The 20,625-nt window shown below is 63.0% G+C and carries 17 protein-coding genes; 10 read left to right on the forward strand and 7 right to left on the reverse strand.

All coding sequences use genetic code 11. The features are described 5' to 3' along the window. Nucleotides 1–43: 43 nt before the first annotated feature. Nucleotides 44–937: an NAD(P)/FAD-dependent oxidoreductase gene (locus B5E41_RS07190; RefSeq protein ID WP_088392248.1), complete on the reverse strand. Its 894-nt coding sequence runs from the start codon at nt 935–937 to the stop codon at nt 44–46. A gap of 197 nt (nt 938–1,134) precedes the next feature. Between B5E41_RS07190 and B5E41_RS07195 the strand changes: the two genes are divergently transcribed. Both B5E41_RS07195 and B5E41_RS07200 read left to right on the forward strand, forming a co-directional pair. Continuing rightward, nucleotides 1,135–1,788, forward strand: coding sequence for a TetR/AcrR family transcriptional regulator (locus B5E41_RS07195; protein ID WP_088392250.1), 654 nt, complete (start codon nt 1,135–1,137; stop codon nt 1,786–1,788). Nucleotides 1,789–1,821: 33 nt separating this feature from the next. Further along, nucleotides 1,822–2,685 carry a class I SAM-dependent methyltransferase gene (locus B5E41_RS07200; protein ID WP_088392252.1) on the forward strand — a complete coding sequence of 288 codons (864 nt, stop codon included), beginning with the start codon at nt 1,822–1,824 and terminating at the stop codon, nt 2,683–2,685. Nucleotides 2,686–2,799: 114 nt separating this feature from the next. Here the strand turns inward: B5E41_RS07200 and B5E41_RS07205 are convergent, their stop codons facing one another. Further along, nucleotides 2,800–4,206 carry an RtcB family protein gene (locus B5E41_RS07205; protein WP_088392668.1) on the reverse strand — a complete coding sequence of 469 codons (1,407 nt, stop codon included), beginning with the start codon at nt 4,204–4,206 and terminating at the stop codon, nt 2,800–2,802. Nucleotides 4,207–4,762: 556 nt separating this feature from the next. Continuing rightward, nucleotides 4,763–6,319: an RNA-binding protein gene (locus B5E41_RS07210; protein ID WP_088392254.1), complete on the reverse strand. Its 1,557-nt coding sequence runs from the start codon at nt 6,317–6,319 to the stop codon at nt 4,763–4,765. 210 nt (nt 6,320–6,529) lie between these two features. Here B5E41_RS07210 and rtcR point away from each other — a divergent pair, with 210 nt between their 5' ends. Continuing rightward, on the forward strand, nt 6,530–8,137 hold the full coding sequence (rtcR, locus tag B5E41_RS07215) for an RNA repair transcriptional activator RtcR (RefSeq protein WP_088392256.1): 1,608 nt from the start codon (nt 6,530–6,532) through the stop codon (nt 8,135–8,137). A gap of 62 nt (nt 8,138–8,199) precedes the next feature. Here the strand turns inward: rtcR and B5E41_RS07220 are convergent, their stop codons facing one another. The 4 genes from B5E41_RS07220 to B5E41_RS07235 are packed head-to-tail and all read right to left on the reverse strand — an operon-like array spanning nt 8,200 to nt 13,253. Beyond that, on the reverse strand, nt 8,200–8,763 hold the full coding sequence (locus B5E41_RS07220) for a sarcosine oxidase subunit gamma family protein (RefSeq protein ID WP_088392258.1): 564 nt from the start codon (nt 8,761–8,763) through the stop codon (nt 8,200–8,202). Continuing rightward, nucleotides 8,756–11,713: a sarcosine oxidase subunit alpha family protein gene (locus B5E41_RS07225; RefSeq protein WP_088392260.1), complete on the reverse strand. Its 2,958-nt coding sequence runs from the start codon at nt 11,711–11,713 to the stop codon at nt 8,756–8,758. Before B5E41_RS07225 ends, B5E41_RS07220 begins: the two co-directional genes overlap by 8 nt. Then, nucleotides 11,710–11,991 (reverse strand): sarcosine oxidase subunit delta, encoded by a 282-nt coding sequence (locus B5E41_RS07230; protein ID WP_088392262.1) that lies wholly within the window; start codon nt 11,989–11,991, stop codon nt 11,710–11,712. Before B5E41_RS07230 ends, B5E41_RS07225 begins: the two co-directional genes overlap by 4 nt. Nucleotides 11,992–12,002: 11 nt before the next feature. Next, on the reverse strand, nt 12,003–13,253 hold the full coding sequence (locus tag B5E41_RS07235) for a sarcosine oxidase subunit beta family protein (protein WP_088392264.1): 1,251 nt from the start codon (nt 13,251–13,253) through the stop codon (nt 12,003–12,005). A gap of 87 nt (nt 13,254–13,340) precedes the next feature. Between B5E41_RS07235 and B5E41_RS07240 the strand changes: the two genes are divergently transcribed. From B5E41_RS07240 to purU, 7 genes are all read left to right on the forward strand, one after another. After that, nucleotides 13,341–14,300 carry a GlxA family transcriptional regulator gene (locus B5E41_RS07240; RefSeq protein ID WP_088392266.1) on the forward strand — a complete coding sequence of 320 codons (960 nt, stop codon included), beginning with the start codon at nt 13,341–13,343 and terminating at the stop codon, nt 14,298–14,300. A gap of 70 nt (nt 14,301–14,370) precedes the next feature. Then, a complete protein-coding gene (locus B5E41_RS07245) occupies nt 14,371–15,054 on the forward strand; it encodes a helix-turn-helix domain-containing protein (RefSeq protein WP_088392268.1) in 684 nt (227 codons plus the stop codon). A 90-nt stretch (nt 15,055–15,144) separates the two neighbouring features. Further along, nucleotides 15,145–16,050, forward strand: a complete 906-nt coding sequence (locus tag B5E41_RS07250) for a class II glutamine amidotransferase (protein ID WP_088392270.1) — start codon at nt 15,145–15,147, stop codon at nt 16,048–16,050. Between the two features lie 68 nt (nt 16,051–16,118). Further along, the gene (locus B5E41_RS07255) at nt 16,119–16,805 is read left to right on the forward strand and encodes a GltB/FmdC/FwdC-like GXGXG domain-containing protein (protein WP_088392272.1); all 687 of its coding nucleotides are present in this window, start codon (nt 16,119–16,121) and stop codon (nt 16,803–16,805) included. 15 nt (nt 16,806–16,820) lie between these two features. Continuing rightward, nucleotides 16,821–18,149 carry an FMN-binding glutamate synthase family protein gene (locus B5E41_RS07260; RefSeq protein ID WP_088392274.1) on the forward strand — a complete coding sequence of 443 codons (1,329 nt, stop codon included), beginning with the start codon at nt 16,821–16,823 and terminating at the stop codon, nt 18,147–18,149. A gap of 79 nt (nt 18,150–18,228) precedes the next feature. Next, a complete protein-coding gene (gene glnT / locus B5E41_RS07265) occupies nt 18,229–19,536 on the forward strand; it encodes a type III glutamate--ammonia ligase (RefSeq protein ID WP_088392276.1) in 1,308 nt (435 codons plus the stop codon). 101 nt (nt 19,537–19,637) lie between these two features. Continuing rightward, the gene (gene purU, locus B5E41_RS07270; RefSeq protein WP_088392278.1) at nt 19,638–20,522 is read left to right on the forward strand and encodes a formyltetrahydrofolate deformylase; all 885 of its coding nucleotides are present in this window, start codon (nt 19,638–19,640) and stop codon (nt 20,520–20,522) included. The last annotated feature ends 103 nt before the right edge of the window (nt 20,523–20,625 follow it).

Below are 20,625 nucleotides of genomic sequence, written 5' to 3' on the forward strand. Positions count from 1 at the left end.
GCGCTCGTCCCCCGCCAGAACCCGGAGAAGGGATTCGCTGTTCTCAAACCAGCATCGACTGCTGGGCGAAGATACCCGCCATCGCGCCTTGCCATGATGCCGTGGTGACCGAGGGCATTCCGGGATTGGCGAGATCGCCGGCGGCGAAGATGCCGGGCATGCTGGTCTCGCGGCGCTCATCGACCTTGAGGGCGATGCCGCTGGGCGTATCGACTGTGGCGAGGCCCAGTGCTTCATGCAGGCTGGCGGACGGCTTGTTGCGCGGATGGGCGAACAGGATGTCGACCGCGACATCGGGGCCGGTGTCGAGTTTGACGGTGGCGTTATGGCTCCCGTGATGGGCGATCCTGGTGATCCGGCCCTCGACGACAGGTATGTTGCGACGTGCCAGATCGGCCCGGATGTCGGGCGGAATATCGTGACCATCGGCGAACAGCGTCAACCTGTCGGTCCAATCGTGGAAAAGCCTGGCCTGATTGTGCGACTGCCGGCTGGACCAGACGAGGCCCCAATGCTGGCCAGCGACTTCAAAGCCATCGCAATAGGGGCAGGGCACGATGGAAGTGCCCCAGCTTTCGGCAAAGCCCGGAACATCAGGCATCTGGTCCGCGATCCCATAGCTCAGGATCACGCGGCGCGCCTTAAGGCTTTCGCCATCGCCAGTGAGGACGGAGAAGTTGTCGATGGCGCCGGAGATGCTGTCGGCCCGGGCATTGATCAGCCTGACCGTGGGATAACGTGCCAGCTGCTGCCGCGCCTCGGCCAGGATGTCCAGCGGCGGCTTGTGATCGTGGCCGAGCAGGCCATGCGAGTGGCCGGCGAAGCGATTGCGCGGCAAGCCGGTATCGAGAACGGTGGCCCTGCGGCGGGCACGGCCGAGCTGCAGGGCGCCGGCGAGACCGGCAAAGCTGCCGCCGATGATGATGACGTCATCCATGGTGATAAGCTCCGTGCTGTTGAGGGAGTGTGATTGGCTGAGCCTTGCCGCGTCCCGTCCACCGATACGCATCGATATGGCCAAGCGGCTTGGAGAAACTCGATTTTGAGGACAGGATAAATCCACTCTTTGGCTTGCACATTTCCGATACTGTATGGTATCGTAAAGCATGAATAACGATACTGTCAAGGATCTTAATGCTCGTGACCGAAGATAGTCGAGGCCGGCGCGGCCGGCCAGCCAACGAGGCGCTTGGCCAAACGATAGTCGACGCAGCATACGAACTCTTTGTGGAATTGGGTTTTCAAGCGACGACATTGGACAAGGTCACCCAGCGAGCGAAGATATCCAAGCTCAGCATCTATCGGCACTTCGAGAACAAGGAGGCGCTGTTCAGCGCGGCCGTCGCCGCCCGCTGCCACCAGTTTGCACCACAAGCCCTTTTTGAAGGCGTCGACGGTTCCGCCGAAGAGCAGCTCATGGCGGTGGGATCGTCCCTCCTTCGCACGCTGTTGAGCCCGGACGTCCGCAGTGTCGAAGCGATGGTCATGGCCGACAAGACGAATCAAACGTCGTTGAGCAAGCTCCATTACGAAGCCGGCCCAGCCCATGTCGTCGCCCAAATCGAGGCCGTGTTGCGCCAGTTGCACGCGAAGGCGGTTCTGAACGTGCCTGATCCTCTCCAGTCCGCCCGCTTGTTTGGCGCGCTTTTCAAAGGATCCGATCTCCTGATTATTGCGCGCTTCGATCCGGCAAGAGCAGAGGACGACAAGGAAATCGAATCCTATTGCCGGTCGGCCGTCGCCATGTTCATCGCCGCGCACGGTGGCAGCGGCCAGGCGGGCGGATAACCTAGTTAAGAACGGATCAGAACAGGATATGGCATGGCAGAGAAAAATGTTTATCAGGTAGCCGACTGGAATGGCCAAAGCGGGGAGCGCTGGGTCGCCAACCAGGCCCGGCTCGATGCCATGCTGGCGGTGTTCGGCCAGGCCGCGGTCGAAGCCGCCGCGCCCGCCATCGGCGAAAGCGTGCTGGACGTCGGCTGCGGCGCGGGGGCGTCGAGTCTGGATCTGGCCGCCCGCGTCGGCGCGGGGGGCCAAGTGCTGGGCGTGGACATTTCCGAACCGCTGATCGGCAGAGCGCGCGAGCGAGCGCCGCAGGACACGCCGGTCCTGTTCCAGGTGGCCGACGCCAGCCGCGCCAAGCTGCCCGAGGGCACGTTCGATATCCTGTTCTCGCGCTTCGGGGTGATGTTCTTCGACGATCCGACAGGGGCGTTCGCCCATATGCGCCGTACACTCAAGCCGGGCGGGCGGGTCGCTTTCGTCTGCTGGCGCGGCATGGCCGAGAACGATTGGGTGCGCTTGCCGATGGGCGCGATCAAGGGCATCCTCCCGCCGACCGCGCCGCCCGATCCCGAAGCGCCCGGCCCATTCTCGTTTGGCGACCGGGGGCGGGTGGCGCGTATCCTGACGGCGGCTGGCTTCACCGATATCGCTATCGCGCCATTCGATGCCTCCATCGCGTTCGGCGAGGGGAGGACGCGGGACGCGGCAATCGACGACGCGGTGGAGATGACACTCGAGGTCGGCCCGCTGTCGCGCGCGCTCGCTGATCAGCCAGACGACATCCGCGCCCGCGCCTCGGCCGCGGTGCGTGCCGCCTTCGCGGACCGCCCCGGCGAGCGGTCGATAATGATCGACGGCGCGGCGTGGATCGTCACGGCGCGTAATCCGGCAAGCTGACAGAGATTAACAGAGGGGAGACGCCCCCGCTTTGAACAAAATCAAAGGCGACAACCGCCCTATGTCTGAGCATGCATTTGAGGGAAGGCAAGCCTGGTTGCCTTCCCTCTGTGTTCACCGGCGCTTTTTACGCCAGGGCGCATTCTGCTGCCAGTCGCCGGCCATGATGCTCCCGTGGGGGATCACCTCGTCGACCACTTCGGCGAGGCCGTAGTGCTCGATCTGCGCCCGCACGTTCGCAGCGCTCTTGTAGGCACTCGGCAGTTCCGACACATCGGCGAAACCGGAGAAGAACCGCGTGTCGAGACCGCTTGTTTCCTTCTCCAGGATAGCCGCGATGTTGTTCGGGCTCAGACCTCGCGAATCCGCCCCATACTCGGCGGACAGCTGCCTCATATGCGCGCTGCGCGAAAAGTTGCGGCCGGCGCCATGCGGCGAGAAGCCGAGGCCATGAGCAGCGTTCGAGCCGCGAACGATCAGGATGGGTTCCGCCATATTGAGCGGAATGATGGTCAGATCGGTCGCGTCATGCGCCCAGTTGTCGAAGGCAGGGGTGGCACCCTTTCCGTGGTAGAACAGTCCGTCCGATTTCCGGAAGACGAAATTATGCTCGTTCCAGAAGCGGTCCGCGACTTTGGCCGAGAGCTTTTCCGCCGCCATGTCGTGAAGGACATAGTGGTTCTCTTTCGTCCACTGGCGGATCGTCTGCAGCGCCGACCAGTAAAGCTCACCTTCCTCGGTATCCGCCGGAATCCAGGCATTTTCCCGATGCGTCTCGGGCGAAATGCGCTCCCGAAACTGGTTGGCGACCTTCATGCCCTTGTCGTAGAGCCGCGCCCCCGGTGCTCGCGATCCGTGATGGGTCACAAGCGCGGTTTCCCCGGTCGACTTCATCGCCCCGACATAGGCGAAATGATTGCCGTCCCCCTGGGTCGCGAAATGCTCGATGCCGGCGCTCAGCGCCCCGTCGCGCAGATAGGGATTCTGCTGGAAGGCTGAAAGCGTCGCCTCGGAAGGCTTGAGCTGCGCGCCGCGCGGACGGCCGCCCGGACCGAAATGCGTCACCGCGTGCACGGCGTCCAGGAGCGTCTTCGGATCCACGCCGGGAAAGATCGAAATCGCCATGGAGCAGCAGATATCGGCCGAATGCATGCCCGGATGGATCGCTTCGGACGCCACTACGCCGCCGACCGGGATCGTTCCGACCGGACCCGCCGGGCAGGCGTCCGGCATGATCGCCGCGGCCCGGACGACCGGTGTGCGCACCAGCGCCCGCATCGTCGCATTCACCTTCTCGACATTGTCCTGCTCGAAGGCATTCTCGGCGCGGATGTTGGAATAGATCTCGATATCGTTATCGGCCTTCAAGGCAAGCGTCGGCCCGGGCTGGAAGGCCCTTGCCGCCTCCAGCGCATCGGTCACCGAGCCACCCTGGCTCAAAACCGCGTTGGCCGCATCGAGAGCCGGGCGAAACCACTTCCCTTGGCTCATGCCGGCATCGATCAAATCCTGTCCGCTCATCACCGCTATCATTGTCTTTTCTGCGTCTGCAGTCCTTCTTGTTCAGTTTGCTTCTCTTCACCCGCCGGCATTCGCCGGGGGTAGTCCATTCCTTCATGGCAGGAGTTTGCAGCGGCGACGAGGGTGGACGAAACCGGATGGCCCCGCTCGTGCCAGAGAGCGTATGCCCAGGAGGAATCGAACCTGCCAGACCATCCAACTTTGGAGGCTGTAGTTCCGTCCGGCATTCGCCACTGCAATCTTCGTCATGGCGACAAGTGTCCGGGAAACAGCTTGCTCTACCAACTGAGCTACAGGACCAGGCCCTGGCGAGGTTCGAACTCGCGACACAGATGTAGTTCCCCATGCATTCGCCATGTCATTCCATATGTCCGTGACGACAAGGTGTGGTGAAACGTCCTGCTCTATCCGCTGAGCTACGGGTCCATGAACTGGAGGACCCGACGGGATTCGAACCCGCGACCAGGAGATTAACGATCTGTAGTTTCATCCGGCATTCGTCACGGGTCCCCGCGCCGTTCACGGCAGCGCGAGGATATTGCTTCCTGTGAGCCCGTCAGAGCTCGATTGCCTCGATGGCTTTCACCCAGCCATCCGCTCCCTTGCTATTGGCCGCGAAGGCAGTGATCACCCCGTAGACGGCGTCCGAGAAGCCACCGATGTTGAGCACGTCGTCCCGCGTCGGCGCCTGCGTCGTGGCGTGGGGCTGGATGTCGAGGCAGACCAGCTTTGCAGCCGGGTTGACCCGCTTGATCCTGGCCCATTCCGTCATCACCGCCGTCGGCTGACCGCTGCCGCGCGCATCCACCCAGGACTGATTGTCCGAGATGAACACCACGAGATCGACCTTGGCCTTCTCGTTTGCCAGCATCCTCAGCGGTGCGGAGCAGTTGGTTCCGCCGCCACCGATTTTCGCCAGCTTACCGGCATTGGTCATCACCGAATCCCGCTTGTTGAGGCTGACGCGCACCACGTCATTCTCGAACGGCAGCACGCGCGCCTTCGGGTTGCGCTGCAGGAACGCCGCGGCCATCAGACCGGCGACGTCGATGCAACGGACCGAGGAGGTCGCGCCCTTCCGATAGCCGGTCACGGGCGAGCTCATGGATCCCGACACATCGGGGCAGAGCACCACATTGCCCATCAGCGATGGCACATTGGCGATGGCGATATCCATTGCGTCCTGAAGCGCATCCCGCACGACATCCGGAGCCTGGCCATCGACCATCTTCCACGCCATCATCAACTGATAGGGGAAGACCTTTGCCTTGCGGATTTCCTCCGGATCGGCAAGCCGCGCCGCCAGCGCCTCGGCAAAACCCTCGACCTTGAACACGCCGTTGCGTGCAAAGGTGTTGAGGTTCTGCCGCACCATCTGCCAGCCGCCCTTGCGGGCGATCTCGACCCAATGCTCTCGCGTCAGCGGCAGCGAGGTCAGCATCTGGAGCGGCACATCAGGCACCGGCCCCGTCTGGTCACGCCGGAACGCTTCCAATGCCTTGACGAGTTCCGGCAGCGCCGCGTAGTCGTGCGGCTTGCCGATCGCCCAGGCATAAAGCGCCTTGCGCTCCCCTGTGGCCGGCTTCGGATGCACCATGCGGATGACGTCGGCAAGCGAAGGATCGTTTCCGACCATCGCACGCAGGATCTGCTCGGTGCTGGCTCGTTCGAGCCACGCCTGCACCAGCTTCTTCGGGCGTGTGCCGAGCGACTTTCGACCCGTGGCGCCGGAGCGCATGACCTGGACGAAACCGCGCAGCATCTTGCCGCTCTTCACCACCCGCGGGAATGCACGGACGAAGGCATCGCTCTGAAGGCCGGAGAGCATGGCGAGCAGCGTCACCGGCATGTCCTTCATGTGACCCTTTTCAGCGGCATAAACAGCCAGCTTGGCGAGAAATTCCGGCTCGACCTGAAGGGCAAGCGTCTTTACCGCGTCCAGCTGCTCAGCTCCATCAGCATAGAAGGTGCCGTTGAACGTGCCGGTCACGGCATATTGCGCCAGCGCCTCGCGCGGCGTCAGCTGGTAGGCCGGGGCTGCTTCATGATTTTTTGTGTCCGTTCCCGGAAGCAGTTTTCCGAGGTAGGTTTTGAAGATCGCCTTGTTGACCATGACAGCACCTGTTGTTTGGTTCGTGCCAGATACATTTCAAGACGCGTGCCAGTTTGAAGAAGGGAGCGGGAGATACGCGAAACGTTCGTTCATCCATCTGTTTTCAAAAGAGAAATTTTTATGCCTCAGCCGAGCGCAATCATGAATTGCGAAGATCCGATCCCGATTATATTATCGCCGATTATCTTTCTTTATAATTTTGGATAAGTCATGAAGCGCCGCGTCGCCATCAGCATATTGGGGACCACCCTGGACGCAGGGAAATGGGAAAATCGCTGGAGCCGCTGGCGCCCCAATGTCGCGCTCTGCCAGCAACCGGGCCTGTTCATCGACCGGCTGGAGCTGATCCTCGAAAACCACTCGCAAGCTCTCTGTCACCGTATCGTTGCCGACATCGAAACCGTGGCGCCGGCAACGGAGGTGCGGACCAACATCATCAACTTCCGGGACCCCTGGGATTTTTCGGAGGTCTATACCAACCTCAGGGACTTTGCACGCAACTACAACTTCGACCCCGAAACGGAAGACTATCTCGTCAACATCACCACCGGCACCCATGTCGCACAGATCTGCTGGTTCTTGCTGACCGAAGCCCGCATCATTCCCGGCCAGTTGTTGCAGCTCTCGCCGCCGCGCGACCGCGACCCGGAGCAGGATTTCGCCGGCACGCACCGGATCATCGACCTCGATCTGTCCCGCTATGACGAGATCGCCAAGCGCTTCGCTTCCGAGCGGGAAGACGCTGCTTCTTTCCTGAAATCCGGAATTTCGACCCGCAACGCCGCCTTCAACAGAATGATCGACGAGATCGAAAGGGTGGTGATCCGCTCGACCGCGCCCGTTCTGCTGACCGGGCCGACCGGTGCCGGCAAATCGCAACTCGCCCGCAGGATCTACGAATTGAAGAAGAGCCAGCGCAAGGTCAGTGGTCCGTTCATCGAGGTCAACTGCGCGACCCTGCGCGGCGATCAGGCCATGTCCACCCTGTTCGGCCATGTGAAGGGCGCATTTACCGGCGCGGCCGGCGAGCGTGCCGGCTTGCTCAAGTCCGCCGACAAAGGCGTGCTGTTCCTCGACGAGATTGGCGAACTCGGCCTCGACGAACAGGCCATGTGCCTGCGCGCCATCGAGGAAAAGAAGTTCCTGCCCGTGGGCGCTGATCGGGAGGCGTCCGCGGACTTTCAGCTGATTGCCGGCACCAATCGCGATCTTGGCGAAGATGTCCGCAAAGGCAGGTTCCGCGAAGATCTCTATGCCCGCCTGAACCTCTGGACTTTCCGGCTGCCGGCCCTGCGCGAGCGCAAGGAGGACATAGAACCTAATCTCGACTTCGAGCTCAGGCGCTATCTGGAACGAGAAGGCGAAAATGTGACTTTCAACAAGGAAGCACGCGACCGCTACCTGACTTTCGCAACCGGCTCACAAGCCGTCTGGAGCGCCAACTTTCGCGATCTCTCGGCGTCGGTGACGCGTATGGCGACCCTCGCGCCGCATGGGCGCATCACGACCGACGTCGTTGATGACGAAGTCCGACGATTGAATGCGTTTTGGCGCAGCTCAAGTGACGACGGCAGGGTGGATCTGATCATTGAAGAAGTGCTGGGTGCAGAGACGGCGGCTCGCCTCGATCACTTCGACACGGCCCAGCTTGCCACCGTTCTTCACACCTGCCGTCAACACGCCACGGCAAGTGCTGCGGGCAGAGCCCTGTTTGCGATGTCGCGACTGGAGAAAAAGAGCAGCAACGACGCCGATCGCCTGAGTAAATATCTCGCGCGCTTCGGCCTCAGATTCGAGGACGTCAAGAAATCAGGATAAGAGCTATGTGCCGGACGTGAACGCCGATAGTCGCTTTCGCTGAGGGGACAAACCCTTGGCGGCTACGGGAGGGATAGCCTTGACACGCTATCTTTTTCGGCGCTCGCCGCCATATGGGTGAGTTCGTCCCAGAGGCTTTCGGCGAAGCTACGCAGAACCGTAAGTTCGAAGCTGTCATCGCCGGTGCGGACGATCTGCACGGAGATATGACCGAGCATGGTCATCGCAGACTCGCCTTCCGGGAAGACGGTAGGATCGAGATCGACGACGGTGCCTTTTGACAACAGCAGCCGCGAGGAGCGGCCGGAAACGCCGATGCGCACGCGCCCGTGGCTCTGGTCCATGACGACGGCTTTTCCGGCCAGCGCTGCGGCAAGGGCGTCGAGACTGACTGAAGAAAGCGGCGCGTTGCCGGCGACAAACCATTGGCGGAAGCCGGCCTTGCGGATCGAACTGTTCGCAAGGCCGGCTTTGGCCAGTTCGGCGGCCAGTGCCGGCGGCTCGATCGCGCCGAGCACGTGCAGCAGATGGCCTTCCGGTAGGGCTTCCAACCCGAGGCCGGACCCTGACATGCCGTTATATCTGGCGTCGGAGAGAACCGGTCTGTGCTGGGGAAGATCAGGCATGGAGCTTCTCGTTTTCGGGGTCGATGAAGACGGGATGGCAGAGCACCGCATCGGTGTATTCGTTGTGCAGACCGTTCCAGACCGTCACCTTCTCACCGATACGCTCCGGCCCACGCCGGACGAGCGCCAGACCGATCTTATGGCCGAGCGTCGGCGAAAAGGCGCTTGAGGTGACGTAGCCCTGATCGTTTTCGAGCGTCGCCGCAGCGCCTTCGGCAAGAATATGCGATCCGGTGCGGAAGCCGCTTGCCGGGTTGAGCGGCCTGACACCGACGAGGCGCGGGCGCTCGGGGTCCTGCAGGCCCTCACGGGCGAGCATCGCCTTGCCGATGAAATCCGGCTTGGTCGATGACACCATGCGGCCGAAGCCGAGATCGCCCGGGGTGACCGTGCCGTTGATCTCGGCATGGGTGACATGGCCCTTTTCGATGCGCAGCACGCCGAGCGCTTCGGCGCCGTAGGCGCAGATCTCATGTTTTTCGCCGGCCGCCATGATCGCGTCGGCTACGCTCTCGCCGTAGCCGGCCGGCACGGCCAGCTCGTAGGCGAGTTCGCCGGAAAAAGAGATGCGGAAGAGCCGGCCTTCGAGACGGCCGCCGAGCAGCGAAACTTTGCGGGCGCTCATGAAGGAGAAGGCCGCATCGGAAAGATCCTCGTCGACGATTTCCGAGAGGATCGCGCGCGACTTCGGCCCGGCAACGGCCATCTGCGCCCATTGATCGGTGGAGGAGGCGAAGCAGACGTCGAGCTCCGGCCAGAGCGTCTGGGCGCAGAATTCGAGATGGGTGAGCACGCCGGCGGCAAGCGCCGTCGTCGTCGTCATGAAGAAATGCTCGTCGCTGAAGCGGCTGGTGGTGCCGTCGTCATAGATGAAACCGTCCTCGCGCAGCATGACGCCGTAACGCGCCTTGCCGACGGCCAGCTTGGCGAAGCCGTTGCAATAGATCCGGTCGAGGAAGGTCGCGGCATCGCGGCCGAAGATTTCGATCTTGCCGAGGGTCGAGACGTCGCAGAGGCCGGCATTCCTACGGATGTTCAGCACTTCGCGATCGACGCTGTCGCGCCATGTCGCCTCACCTGTGCGCGGAAACCAGGAGGAACGATACCAGAGGCCGGTTTCGACGAAGACCGCGCCGTTCTTTTTCGCCCAGCCATGCAGTGGCGATTTGCGCGCCGGCTGGAAATCCTTACCGCGCGACGCCCCCGTTAGAGCGCCGAAAGAGACCGGTGTATAAAAGGGCCGGAAGGTCGTCGTTCCCACTTCGGCCGGCGACACGCCACGCGCCTCGGCCAGAATGCCGATGGCGTTGATGTTGGAAAGCTTGCCCTGGTCGGTCGCCATGCCTGATGTCGTATAGCGCTTGGCAAGCTCGACATGGCCGTAGCCTTCACGCACGGCGAGGCCGAGATCCCTAAGATGCACGTCGTTTTGATAGTCGACAAAAGCCTTGCCTTTCGAGCCCTTGACGGACCAGAGCGGTTTTGTCGGTGCCGCGATCTCCGAGGCAGCGGCAAAGGCCGGCTCCGCCGCTGCAAAGCCGATCGCCTTCAGGGTGACGGCCGCCTTTGCGGCGCCATCGCCCAGACAGGCCGTGATTTCCTGGAGGCCTGCAGCCGAACCGGCAACGGCAAGCCCCTCTTGCGCGGCCGGCGCCAGAAACGCCGCGGCCTCGTCCGACCACTGCGGCTTGCCGCCGCGATGGCAGGCAAGATGGATGATCGGGCTCCAGCCGCCCGACATGGCAAGTGCATCGGCTTCGATGCGGCGGGTGCCGCTTGCGGTTTCGACGCTGACGCCGTTGAGGCGCTTGCCGCCGAGTGCATCGATCACCCGGGCGCCCCTCAGCACTTCGGCGCGGCCCTGCCAGCTCCTGCCGCCATACGCGCGGCTGTCGACGATCGCCGCGACAGCGAGGCCGGCGGCCTCGATATCGGCGGCGATGCGGTAACCGGCATCGTTGGTGGTGAAGATGACAGTGCTTTTGCCCGGCGACACCGCCTGCCGGTTGAGATAGCTGCGCATGGCGCCTGCCATCATCACGCCGGGAATATCGTTGCCGCCGAAGACCAGCGGCCGCTCCTCGGCGCCTGTCGCCAGGATCGCCTGGCGGGCGACGATGCGCCACAAGCGTTCGACCGGGCGGTCCGGATCGGGCAGCGCCACATGCTTCTGCACGCGCTCGATGGCGCCGAAAACATTGTCGTCGTACCAGCCGAAGACGGTCATGCGCGGCAGGCAGCGCACGTTTTCCAGCCCCTCGAGTTCGGCCAGCATCTCGACGAGAAGAGCGTCCGCCGGCCTGTGCTCGACGAGGCCGCTCTCGGAAAGCAGGCTGCCGCCAAGCTCGAAGCCTTCGTCGGCGAGAATGACGCGGGCGCCGGCGCGGCCGGCGGTCAGTGCTGCGGCAAGACCGGCAGGGCCCGCGCCGATCACCAGCAAATCGCAATGCGCCCAGCATTTCTCATAGGTGTCGGGATCGGCCTCGTAGGAGGCTCTGCCGAGGCCCGCCGCCTTGCGGATCACCGGCTCGTAGAGCTTTTCCCAGAGGGCTGCCGGCCACATGAAGGTCTTGTAGTAGAAACCGGCGCTGAGGAAGGGCGAGAGCAGGCCGTTGACCGCGCCGACATCGAAGCCGAGCGACGGCCAGCGGTTCTGGCTCCTGGCCGCCAGCCCCTCGTAAAGCTCGATCATCGTCGCGCGCGTATTCGGTTCGGTGCGCCCGCCGCTGCCTGTCGTCACCAGCGCGTTCGGTTCGGCGGCTCCCGCCGTCAGGATGCCGCGCGGGCGGTGATATTTGAAACTGCGGCCGACGAGCTGGACGCCATTGGCAAGCAGCGCGGAGGCGAGCGTATCGCCTGGATGGCCTGCGAGCGCCTTGCCGTCGAAGGTGAAGCCGAGGGTCTTGGCGCGGTCGATGCGGCCGCCCGAGGAAAGACGGAAGCTCGTCATGCCGGTTCTCCGCCGAGCTTTGAAAGGGCGGCATCTCTGACGTCATGGACCTTATGGGTAACGGTATCGCGCTCGACGATCAGCCAGCGGCGGCATCCGGCGGAATGGTGCCAGTATTCGCTGTGGCGGCCGCGCGGATTGCCGGGCAGATAGACATAGTCGAACCAGGCATCCGCACCGGCGTCCGGCGCTGGCCTGATAAGGCCGGCATCGCCGCGGATCGAGAACTCCTCCTTTGGCCGGGCGCCGCAATGGGGACAAGAAATCAGGCTCGCCATGTTGAGTGTCCTCAGTGCAGATTGGGCTGGGCGCCGACGCCCTTTTCATCGATCGGGTAGCCGCAGGCGAAACGGTCGAGCCGGAAGGCGCGGGCCGTCTGATGCGGCGTGTTGCGGGCGATCAGATGGGCGTAGCAGAAGCCGGAGGCGGGCGTGGCCTTGAAGCCGCCGTAACACCAGCCGGCGTTGAGATAGAGATTGTCGATATGGGTGCGGTCGATGATCGGCGAGCCGTCCATGCTCATGTCCATGACGCCGCCCCAGGAGCGCAGGTAGCGCACGCGCGACAGCGACGGGATCATCGCCACGCCCGCTTCGGCGACATGCTCGACGGTCGCCAGATTGCCGCGCTGCGCATAGGAATTATAGCCGTCGATATCGCCGCCGAAGACGAGGCCGCCCTTGTCGGACTGGGAGACGTAGAAATGCCCGGCGCCGAAGGTGACCACGTTGTCGATAAAGGGCTTCAGCCCTTCGGAGACGAAGGCCTGCAGCACATGGCTTTCGATCGGCAGGCGAAGGCCGGCCATATCGGCGACGACGGTGGAATTGCCGGCCGCCGCCAGCGCCAGCTTGCCGCAGCCGATGAAGCCTCTGCTGGTCTCGACGCCGGTGACTTGACCGTTTTCGCGGCGGATGCCGGTGACTTCGCACTGGGTGATGATGTCGACGCCGCGACTGTCTGCGCCGCGGGCATAACCCCAGGCGACCGCATCGTGGCGCACCGTGCCGCCGCGCGGATGGAACAGGCCGCCCATCACAGGGAAACGCGCATTGTCGAAATCGAGGAAAGGCAGTTTTTTACGCACCGCCTGCCGGTCGAGCAGCTCGGCATCGACGCCGTGCAGCCGCATGGCGTTGCCGCGGCGCGTATAGGCATCACGCTGCGCATCGGAATGGAAGAGGTTGAGCACGCCGCGCTGCGAGACCATGGCGTTGAAGTTGAAGTCCTGCTCCAGCCCTTCCCAGAGCTTCATCGACAGCTCGTAGAAAGGGTTGTTGCCCGGCAGCAGGTAGTTCGAGCGGATGATCGTCGTGTTCCGGCCGATATTGCCGGAGCCGAGATAGCCCTTTTCGAGCACGGCGACGTTGGTGATGCCGAACTCCTTGGCGAGATAATAGGCGGTGGCAAGGCCATGCCCGCCGCCGCCGACGATGACGACGTCATAATGCGGCTTCGGCGCGGGGTCGCGCCAGGCAGGCGCCCAGCCTTTGTTGCCGCGAAGGGCGTTGAGGAAAATGGAAAGAGCGGAATAGCGCATGGGTCAATCCGAAAAGAACGGCTGCATGATGCCAGAAAGACCGGGATCAACTTGCGCAATAGGGACATGAATGATTAGAAAAGAGACATGTCCTCATCCGATGCCAGAAATGTCCAGGAGATCGGGTTCATCCTGATCCCGGGATTCGCGCTGATGTCCTATGCCTCCGCGACGGAGCCGCTGCGGGCCGCGAACCTTCTGGCCGGTCGCGAGGTCTATCGCCTGTCGGTCTTCTCGCCGGACGGCGCACCTGTTCTCTCCTCCTCCGGCGTCAGCGTAACCGCCGAACCCCTTCCCGGCCGGGGCTCGCATCTCGGCACCGCCTTGGTCTGCGCCGGTGGTTCGCCGCGCGACTGGCGTTATCCCGGCGTGCTTGCCTGTCTCAGACAGTTGTCGCGCGAAGGCGTCAAGATCGGCGGCATTTCGGGCGGCCCCTATCTGCTGGCCGCCGCCGGACTGCTCGCCGGCCGCGACTTCACCATTCATTGGGAACATGCGGCCGCCCTTCTCGAGGCCTTCCCCGATCTCACGCCGCGCCAGGCGCGTTTCGTGATCGACGGCAACCGCATCACCTGCGGCGGCGGCATCGCGCCGCTCGACATGATGCATGTGCTGATCGCCGAGCGCATGGGGCCGGATTTCGCCCGCCGTGTCAGCGACTGGTATCTCCACACCGAGGTCAACGAGCCCGCCGCACCCCAGCGCGCGTCGCTCGCCGAACGCTACGGCGTCCATCATCCGGGGCTGCTCAGTGTGCTCGAACGGATGGAGGAGACGATCGAGATGCCGCTCGATCGCGCCGCCATGGCGCGCATCGCCGGTGTTTCCGCCCGCCATCTCGACCGGCTCTTTGCAGCCCATCTCGGCACCACCTTCCTCGATCAATACCACAGGATCAGGCTGCAGCATGCTCACCGCCTGCTGAAGCAGAGCCCACTTTCCGTCTCGGAGATCGCGGTCGCCACCGGCTTTTCCAGTCTCAGCCATTTTTCCCGGCTCTTCCGCGCCGTCTATGGTGTGGCGCCGCGCGAGGCGCGGCGGGGATAGGCTTTCCTCACGGTTGAGGAAATTTCACTATGGCGATAGGGTTGCCTCTGAGCGAAACCAAAGGCGAGCCATGAAATCGAAGCGCGAAGTGGCAGATCAACCGGAACAGGCGCATGGCGGACGCGCGCCCTTTTCCCAGGACCCGCACGCCGTTCGGGAGCCGAAGGAAAACAACCTTGAAATGGCGATCGGCCATGAGGTGCGGGCCTATCGCAAGAAACTCGGCATTACGGTCACCGACCTCGCGGCCGCGACCGGCATTTCGCTCGGCATGCTGTCGAAGATCGAGAACGGCAACATTTCGCCGTCGCTGACGACGCTGCAATCGCTGTCGCGGGCGCTCGGCGTGCCGCTGACGGCTTTCTTCAGGCGCTATGAAGAGCCGCGCAACGCCGTCTTCGTCAAGGCGGGAGAGGGCGTCGAGCTCGAACGGCGCGGCACCCGCGCCGGCCACCAATATAACCTGCTCGGCCATATCGACAACAATTCGAGCGGCGTCATCGTCGAGCCCTATCTCATCACGCTGACGGCCGATTCCGACGTCTTCCCGACCTTTCAGCACGAAGGCATGGAGTTCCTCTACATGCTCGAAGGCGAGGTCGTTTACCGCCATGGCGACCAGCTTTTCCAGATGCAGCCGGGCGACAGCCTGTTCTTCGACGCCGATGCGCCGCATGGGCCGGAGCAGCTGGTGAAACTGCCGAGCCGCTACCTCTCGATCATCAGCTATCCCCAACAAGTCACTAGAGGCTAATATTGCCTTAAAAGAAAAATTTATTCCTCCCAGTTGAAGAGTGCAAACAGAGCTGTTACTCCTTTCGCAACATGAACGGAGGCACACGCTATGTGCGGCATTGTTGGATTGTTCCTCAAGGACAAGAGCCTTGAACCGCAGCTGGGAAACTTGCTCTCGGATATGCTGATCACCATGACGGATCGCGGCCCGGATTCGGCCGGCATCGCGATCTATGGCGGTTCTGCCGAGGGCAAAGCGAAAATCACCATTCAGTCCGCCAATCCGGGCGCGGACTTCGAAGGCCTCGCCGGCGACCTCGAGAAGGCCGGCATCAAAGCCGAGGTCTCGGTCAAGAGCACGCATGCGGTCATCGAGCTCGCGGCCCCGAAGCTTGGCGCCGTGCGCAAGGCGCTTGCAGAGATCCGCCCGGCGGTCCGCCTGATGGGGTCGGGCGAAAGCGTCGAAATCTACAAGGAAATCGGTCTTCCCAAGGATGTCGTGGCGCGCTTCGGCGTGCGTGCGATGAGCGGCACCCACGGCATCGGCCATACCCGCATGGCGACGGAATCCGCGGTCACCACGCTCGGCGCCCATCCGTTCTCGACCGGCGCCGATCAGTGCCTGGTGCACAACGGCTCGCTGTCCAATCACAACAATCTGCGCCGTGAACTCATCCGAGAAGGCATGAGCTTCGAGACGCAGAACGATTCCGAAGTCGCCGCCGCCTATCTGACGGCCGAGATGGCCAAGGGCAAGGATCTCGGCCAGGCGCTGACCGGCGCGCTCGACGATCTCGACGGCTTCTTCACCTTCGTCGTCGGCACCAAATCCGGCTTCGGAGTGGTGCGCGATCCGATCGCCTGCAAGCCCGCCGTCATGGCCGAGACCGAGCAATATGTCGCCTTCGGTTCGGAGTACCGCGCGCTGGTCAACCTTCCCGGCATCGAAAATGCCCGCGTCTGGGAGCCGGAGCCGGCGACTGTTTATTTCTGGGATCACGACAAGGCCGCCTGAGGGGCGCCTGACAGCAGGAGGCGGCTGAAACCACCTCCCAGACAACCGAGGATTCCAACGAGGATTCAATGCCGACATTCGATCTTTCCCACACCCCTCTTCGCGAATTGAACAGCGCGCTGCACGCCCTTTCCCAAGGCGCCAACGACACTGAATTCGAAGTCATCAATCCGCGTGGCAGCCATTCCGTGGCCGTCGGCATCGACAGCCCCGTCACGGTCGCCGTCAGAGGCTCGGTCGGCTATTACTGCGCCGGCATGAATGACGGCGGCAATGTGACGGTCCACGGCTCGGCCGGTCCGGGCGTTGCCGAAAACATGATGTCCGGCACCGTCGTCATCGAGGGCGACGCCAGCCAATATGCCGGCGCCACCGGTCGAGGCGGCCTGCTCGTCATCAAGGGCAATGCGGCCTCGCGCTGCGGCATTTCGATGAAGGGCATCGACATCGTCGTTCACGGCAGCATCGGCCACATGTCGGCCTTCATGGGCCAGTCCGGCCATCTCGTCGTGCTCGGCGACGCCGGCGATGCGCTGGGGGATTCGCTTTACGAAGCCAAGCTTTTCGTCCGCGGCGAGGTCAAGAGCCTTGGCTCCGACTGCATCGAGAAAGAGATGCGGCCCGAGCATCTGGAGAAGCTTGCCGAGCTGCTCGACAAGGCAGGGGTCACGGACGTCAGGCCCGAAGAGTTCAAGCGCTACGGCTCCGCCCGCAAGCTCTACAATTTCAACATCGACAATGCCGACGCGTATTGAGGCGAGGGACACCCCATGAGCTATCACAACCCTTATACTCCGCCCCGCAAGTCCGCGACCTTCGACGACTATACGCTTGCCGAAATCCGCCGCGCGGCCGCCACGGGCATCTATGACATTCGCGGCGCTGGCACCAAGCGCAAGGTTCCGCATTTCGACGATCTCCTGTTCCTCGGCGCTTCCATCTCGCGCTACCCGCTCGAAGGATATCGCGAGAAGTGCGACACCACGGTCGTGCTCGGCTCGCGCTTCGCCAAGAAGCCGATCACGCTCAAGACGCCGATCACCATTGCCGGCATGAGCTTCGGCGCGCTGTCCGGCAACGCCAAGGAAGCGCTCGGCCGTGGCGCGACGATCGCAGGCACCTCGACCACGACTGGCGACGGCGGCATGACGGATGAGGAACGCGGCCATTCGCAGACGCTGGTCTACCAATATCTGCCCTCGCGCTACGGCATGAACCCCAGGGATCTGCGTCGCGCCGATGCAATCGAAGTCGTGGTCGGCCAGGGCGCCAAGCCCGGCGGCGGCGGCATGCTGCTCGGCCAGAAAATCTCCGACCGCGTCGCCAATATGCGCAACCTGCCGAAGGGCATCGATCAGCGCTCGGCCTGCCGCCATCCGGATTGGACCGGCCCCGATGACCTGGAAATCAAGATCATGGAGCTGCGCGAGATCACCGATTGGGAAAAGCCGATCTACGTCAAGGTCGGCGGCGCGCGGCCCTATTACGACACGTCCCTTGCGGTGAAGGCGGGCGCCGACGTCGTCGTGCTCGACGGCATGCAGGGCGGCACGGCGGCGACGCAGGATGTCTTCATCGAGAATGTCGGCATGCCGACGCTCGCCTGCATCCGTCCGGCGGTTCAGGCGCTGCAGGATCTCGGCATGCATCGCAAGGTGCAGCTCATCGTTTCGGGCGGCATCCGCTCGGGCGCGGACGTCGCCAAGGCGCTGGCGCTCGGCGCCGATGCGGTCGCGATCGGCACGGCGGCACTCGTCGCCATCGGAGACAACGATCCGCACTGGGAAGAGGAATATCAAAAACTCGGCACCACAGCCGGCGCCTATGACGACTGGCATGAAGGCAAGGATCCGGCCGGCATCACCACCCAGGACCCGGAGCTCGCAAAGCGCCTCGACCCGATTGCGGCCGGCCGCCGTCTTGCCAACTACCTCAAGGTCATGACGCTCGAAGCGCAGACGATCGCGCGCGCCTGCGGCAAGAACCACCTGCACAATCTCGAGCCGGAAGACCTCGTCGCACTGACGATCGAGGCGTCGGCCATGGCGCAGGTGCCGCTCGCCGGCACCAACTGGATCCCGGGCAAGACCTGTTTTTGAGAACACCCGGGCGGGCGCGTTTGGGAGGACGCGGCCGGCTTCATCATCAAGTGTCGAAGATCAACATAAGGGGACAAACGTGACACTGGACCTCTCGCAATACGCCGCCGAAAAAGGCATCAAATATTTCATGATCAGCTATACGGACCTGTTCGGCGGCCAACGCGCCAAGCTGGTCCCGGCTGAAGCCATCGCCGATATGCAGAAGGATGGCGCAGGCTTTGCCGGCTTCGCAACCTGGCTCGATCTGACACCCGCCCATCCCGACCTGTTCGCCGTTCCCGATGCCTCCTCCGTCATCCAACTGCCCTGGAAGAAAGACGTCGCATGGGTCGCGGCCGACTGCGTCATGGACGATCGGCCTGTCGAACAGGCACCGCGTGTGCTCCTGAAAAGGCTGGTCGCTGAGGCTGCGAACGAGGGGCTCAGGGTAAAAACTGGCGTCGAACCGGAATTCTTTCTGATCTCTGCCGATGGTTCTGTCATCTCGGATCAGTTCGATACCGCCGAAAAGCCTTGCTACGATCAGCAGGCGGTGATGCGCCGCTACGACGTCATCGCCGAGATTTGCGACTATATGCTCGAGCTCGGCTGGAAGCCCTATCAGAACGACCACGAGGATGCCAACGGCCAGTTCGAGATGAACTGGGAATATGATGATGTTCTGAAGACGGCGGACAAACACTCCTTCTTCAAATTCATGGTCAAGTCGGTCGCCGAAAAGCACGGGCTTCGCGCCACCTTCATGCCGAAACCCTTCAAGGGTCTGACCGGAAACGGCTGCCATGCCCATATTTCGGTTTGGGACCTCGACGGCAAGGTCAATGCCTTCGCCGACAAGGAAATGGCCTTCGGGCTCTCTGCGCAGGGCAAGACCTTCCTCGGCGGCATCATGAAACATGCCTCGGCACTGGCCGCCGTCACCAATCCGACGGTCAATTCCTACAAGCGCATCAATGCGCCGCGCACGACCTCCGGCGCCACCTGGTCGCCGAACACCGTCACCTGGACCGGCAACAACCGCACCCATATGGTGCGCGTGCCGGGGCCGGGACGTTTCGAGCTGCGCCTGCCGGACGGGGCGGTCAACCCGTATCTCCTGCAGGCGATCATCATCGCCGCCGGCCTCGACGGCATCCGCAGCCGCGCAGATCCCGGTCCGCATCACGATATCGACATGTATGCCGAGGGGCATCTGGTGAAGGACGCGCCGCGCCTGCCGCTCAACCTGCTCGACGCGCTGCGCGCCTATGATGCCGACGAGGGCCTGAAGGCGGCGATCGGATCGGAATTTTCCGCCGCCTACCTCAAGCTCAAACATCGGGAATGGAATGCCTACTGCTCGCATTTTACCGAGTGGGAGCGGGTGAGCACGCTCGACATCTGAGTCGCCGACCGAAATCTTCGATGAGCGCCGACACGCCGGGCTGACAAGCTTCGGCGTGATCGCATCCGCAGGCACCTGATCCGGCCAAGAAAGAGACAGCCATGAAAAACGTCGTACTCACGGTATCCTGCAAATCGACGCGCGGCATCGTTGCGGCGATTTCGAGCTATCTGGCCGAGAAAGGCTGCAACATCATCGACAGCTCGCAGTTCGACGACCTCGATACCGGCAGGTTCTTCATGCGCGTCAGCTTCATTTCCGAAGAGGGCCTGTCGGGTTCCGCGATCAGCGCCGATTTTGCTGCCGTCGCCGCGCCCTTCGAGATGGAGTATGAATTCCACGACAGCGAAAGCCGCATGAAGGTGCTGCTGATGGTGTCGCGCTTCGGTCATTGCCTCAACGACCTGCTCTACCGCTGGAAGATCGGCGCGCTGCCGATCGACATCGTCGGCGTCGTCTCCAACCATTTCGACTACCAGAAGGTCGTGGTCAATCACGACATCCCCTTCCACCACATCAAGGTGACGAAGGAGAACAAGCCGCAGGCCGAAGCCCAGCTCGTCGACCTCGTCGAGCAGACCGGCACCGAACTGATCGTGCTTGCCCGCTACATGCAGGTCCTCTCCGACCAGCTCTGCAAGCAGATGTCGGGCAGGATCATCAACATCCACCACTCCTTCCTGCCGAGCTTCAAGGGCGCCAACCCCTACAAGCAGGCCTATCAGCGCGGCGTCAAGCTGATCGGCGCGACCGCCCATTACGTCACCGCCGATCTCGACGAAGGCCCGATCATCGAGCAGGACACGGCCCGCATCACCCATGCGCAGTCGCCCGACGACTATGTCTCGATCGGCCGCGATGTCGAAAGCCAGGTGCTGGCGCGGGCCATCCACGCCCATATCCACCACCGCACCTTCATCAACGGCAACCGCACCGTCGTCTTCCCGGCCAGCCCCGGAAGCTACGCCTCCGAACGCATGGGGTGAGTCGGCCGAGGGTCGATCACAGGCGCCAGAAATCAGTTGAATCTTAACCGATTCCGTCGCCGCGGTCGTGGCGACAGATCTTCGTTCCGACCATACGTGATCA

The sequence above is a fragment of the Rhizobium esperanzae genome (genome assembly GCF_002204185.1).
Taxonomy (GTDB): domain Bacteria; phylum Pseudomonadota; class Alphaproteobacteria; order Rhizobiales; family Rhizobiaceae; genus Rhizobium; species Rhizobium esperanzae.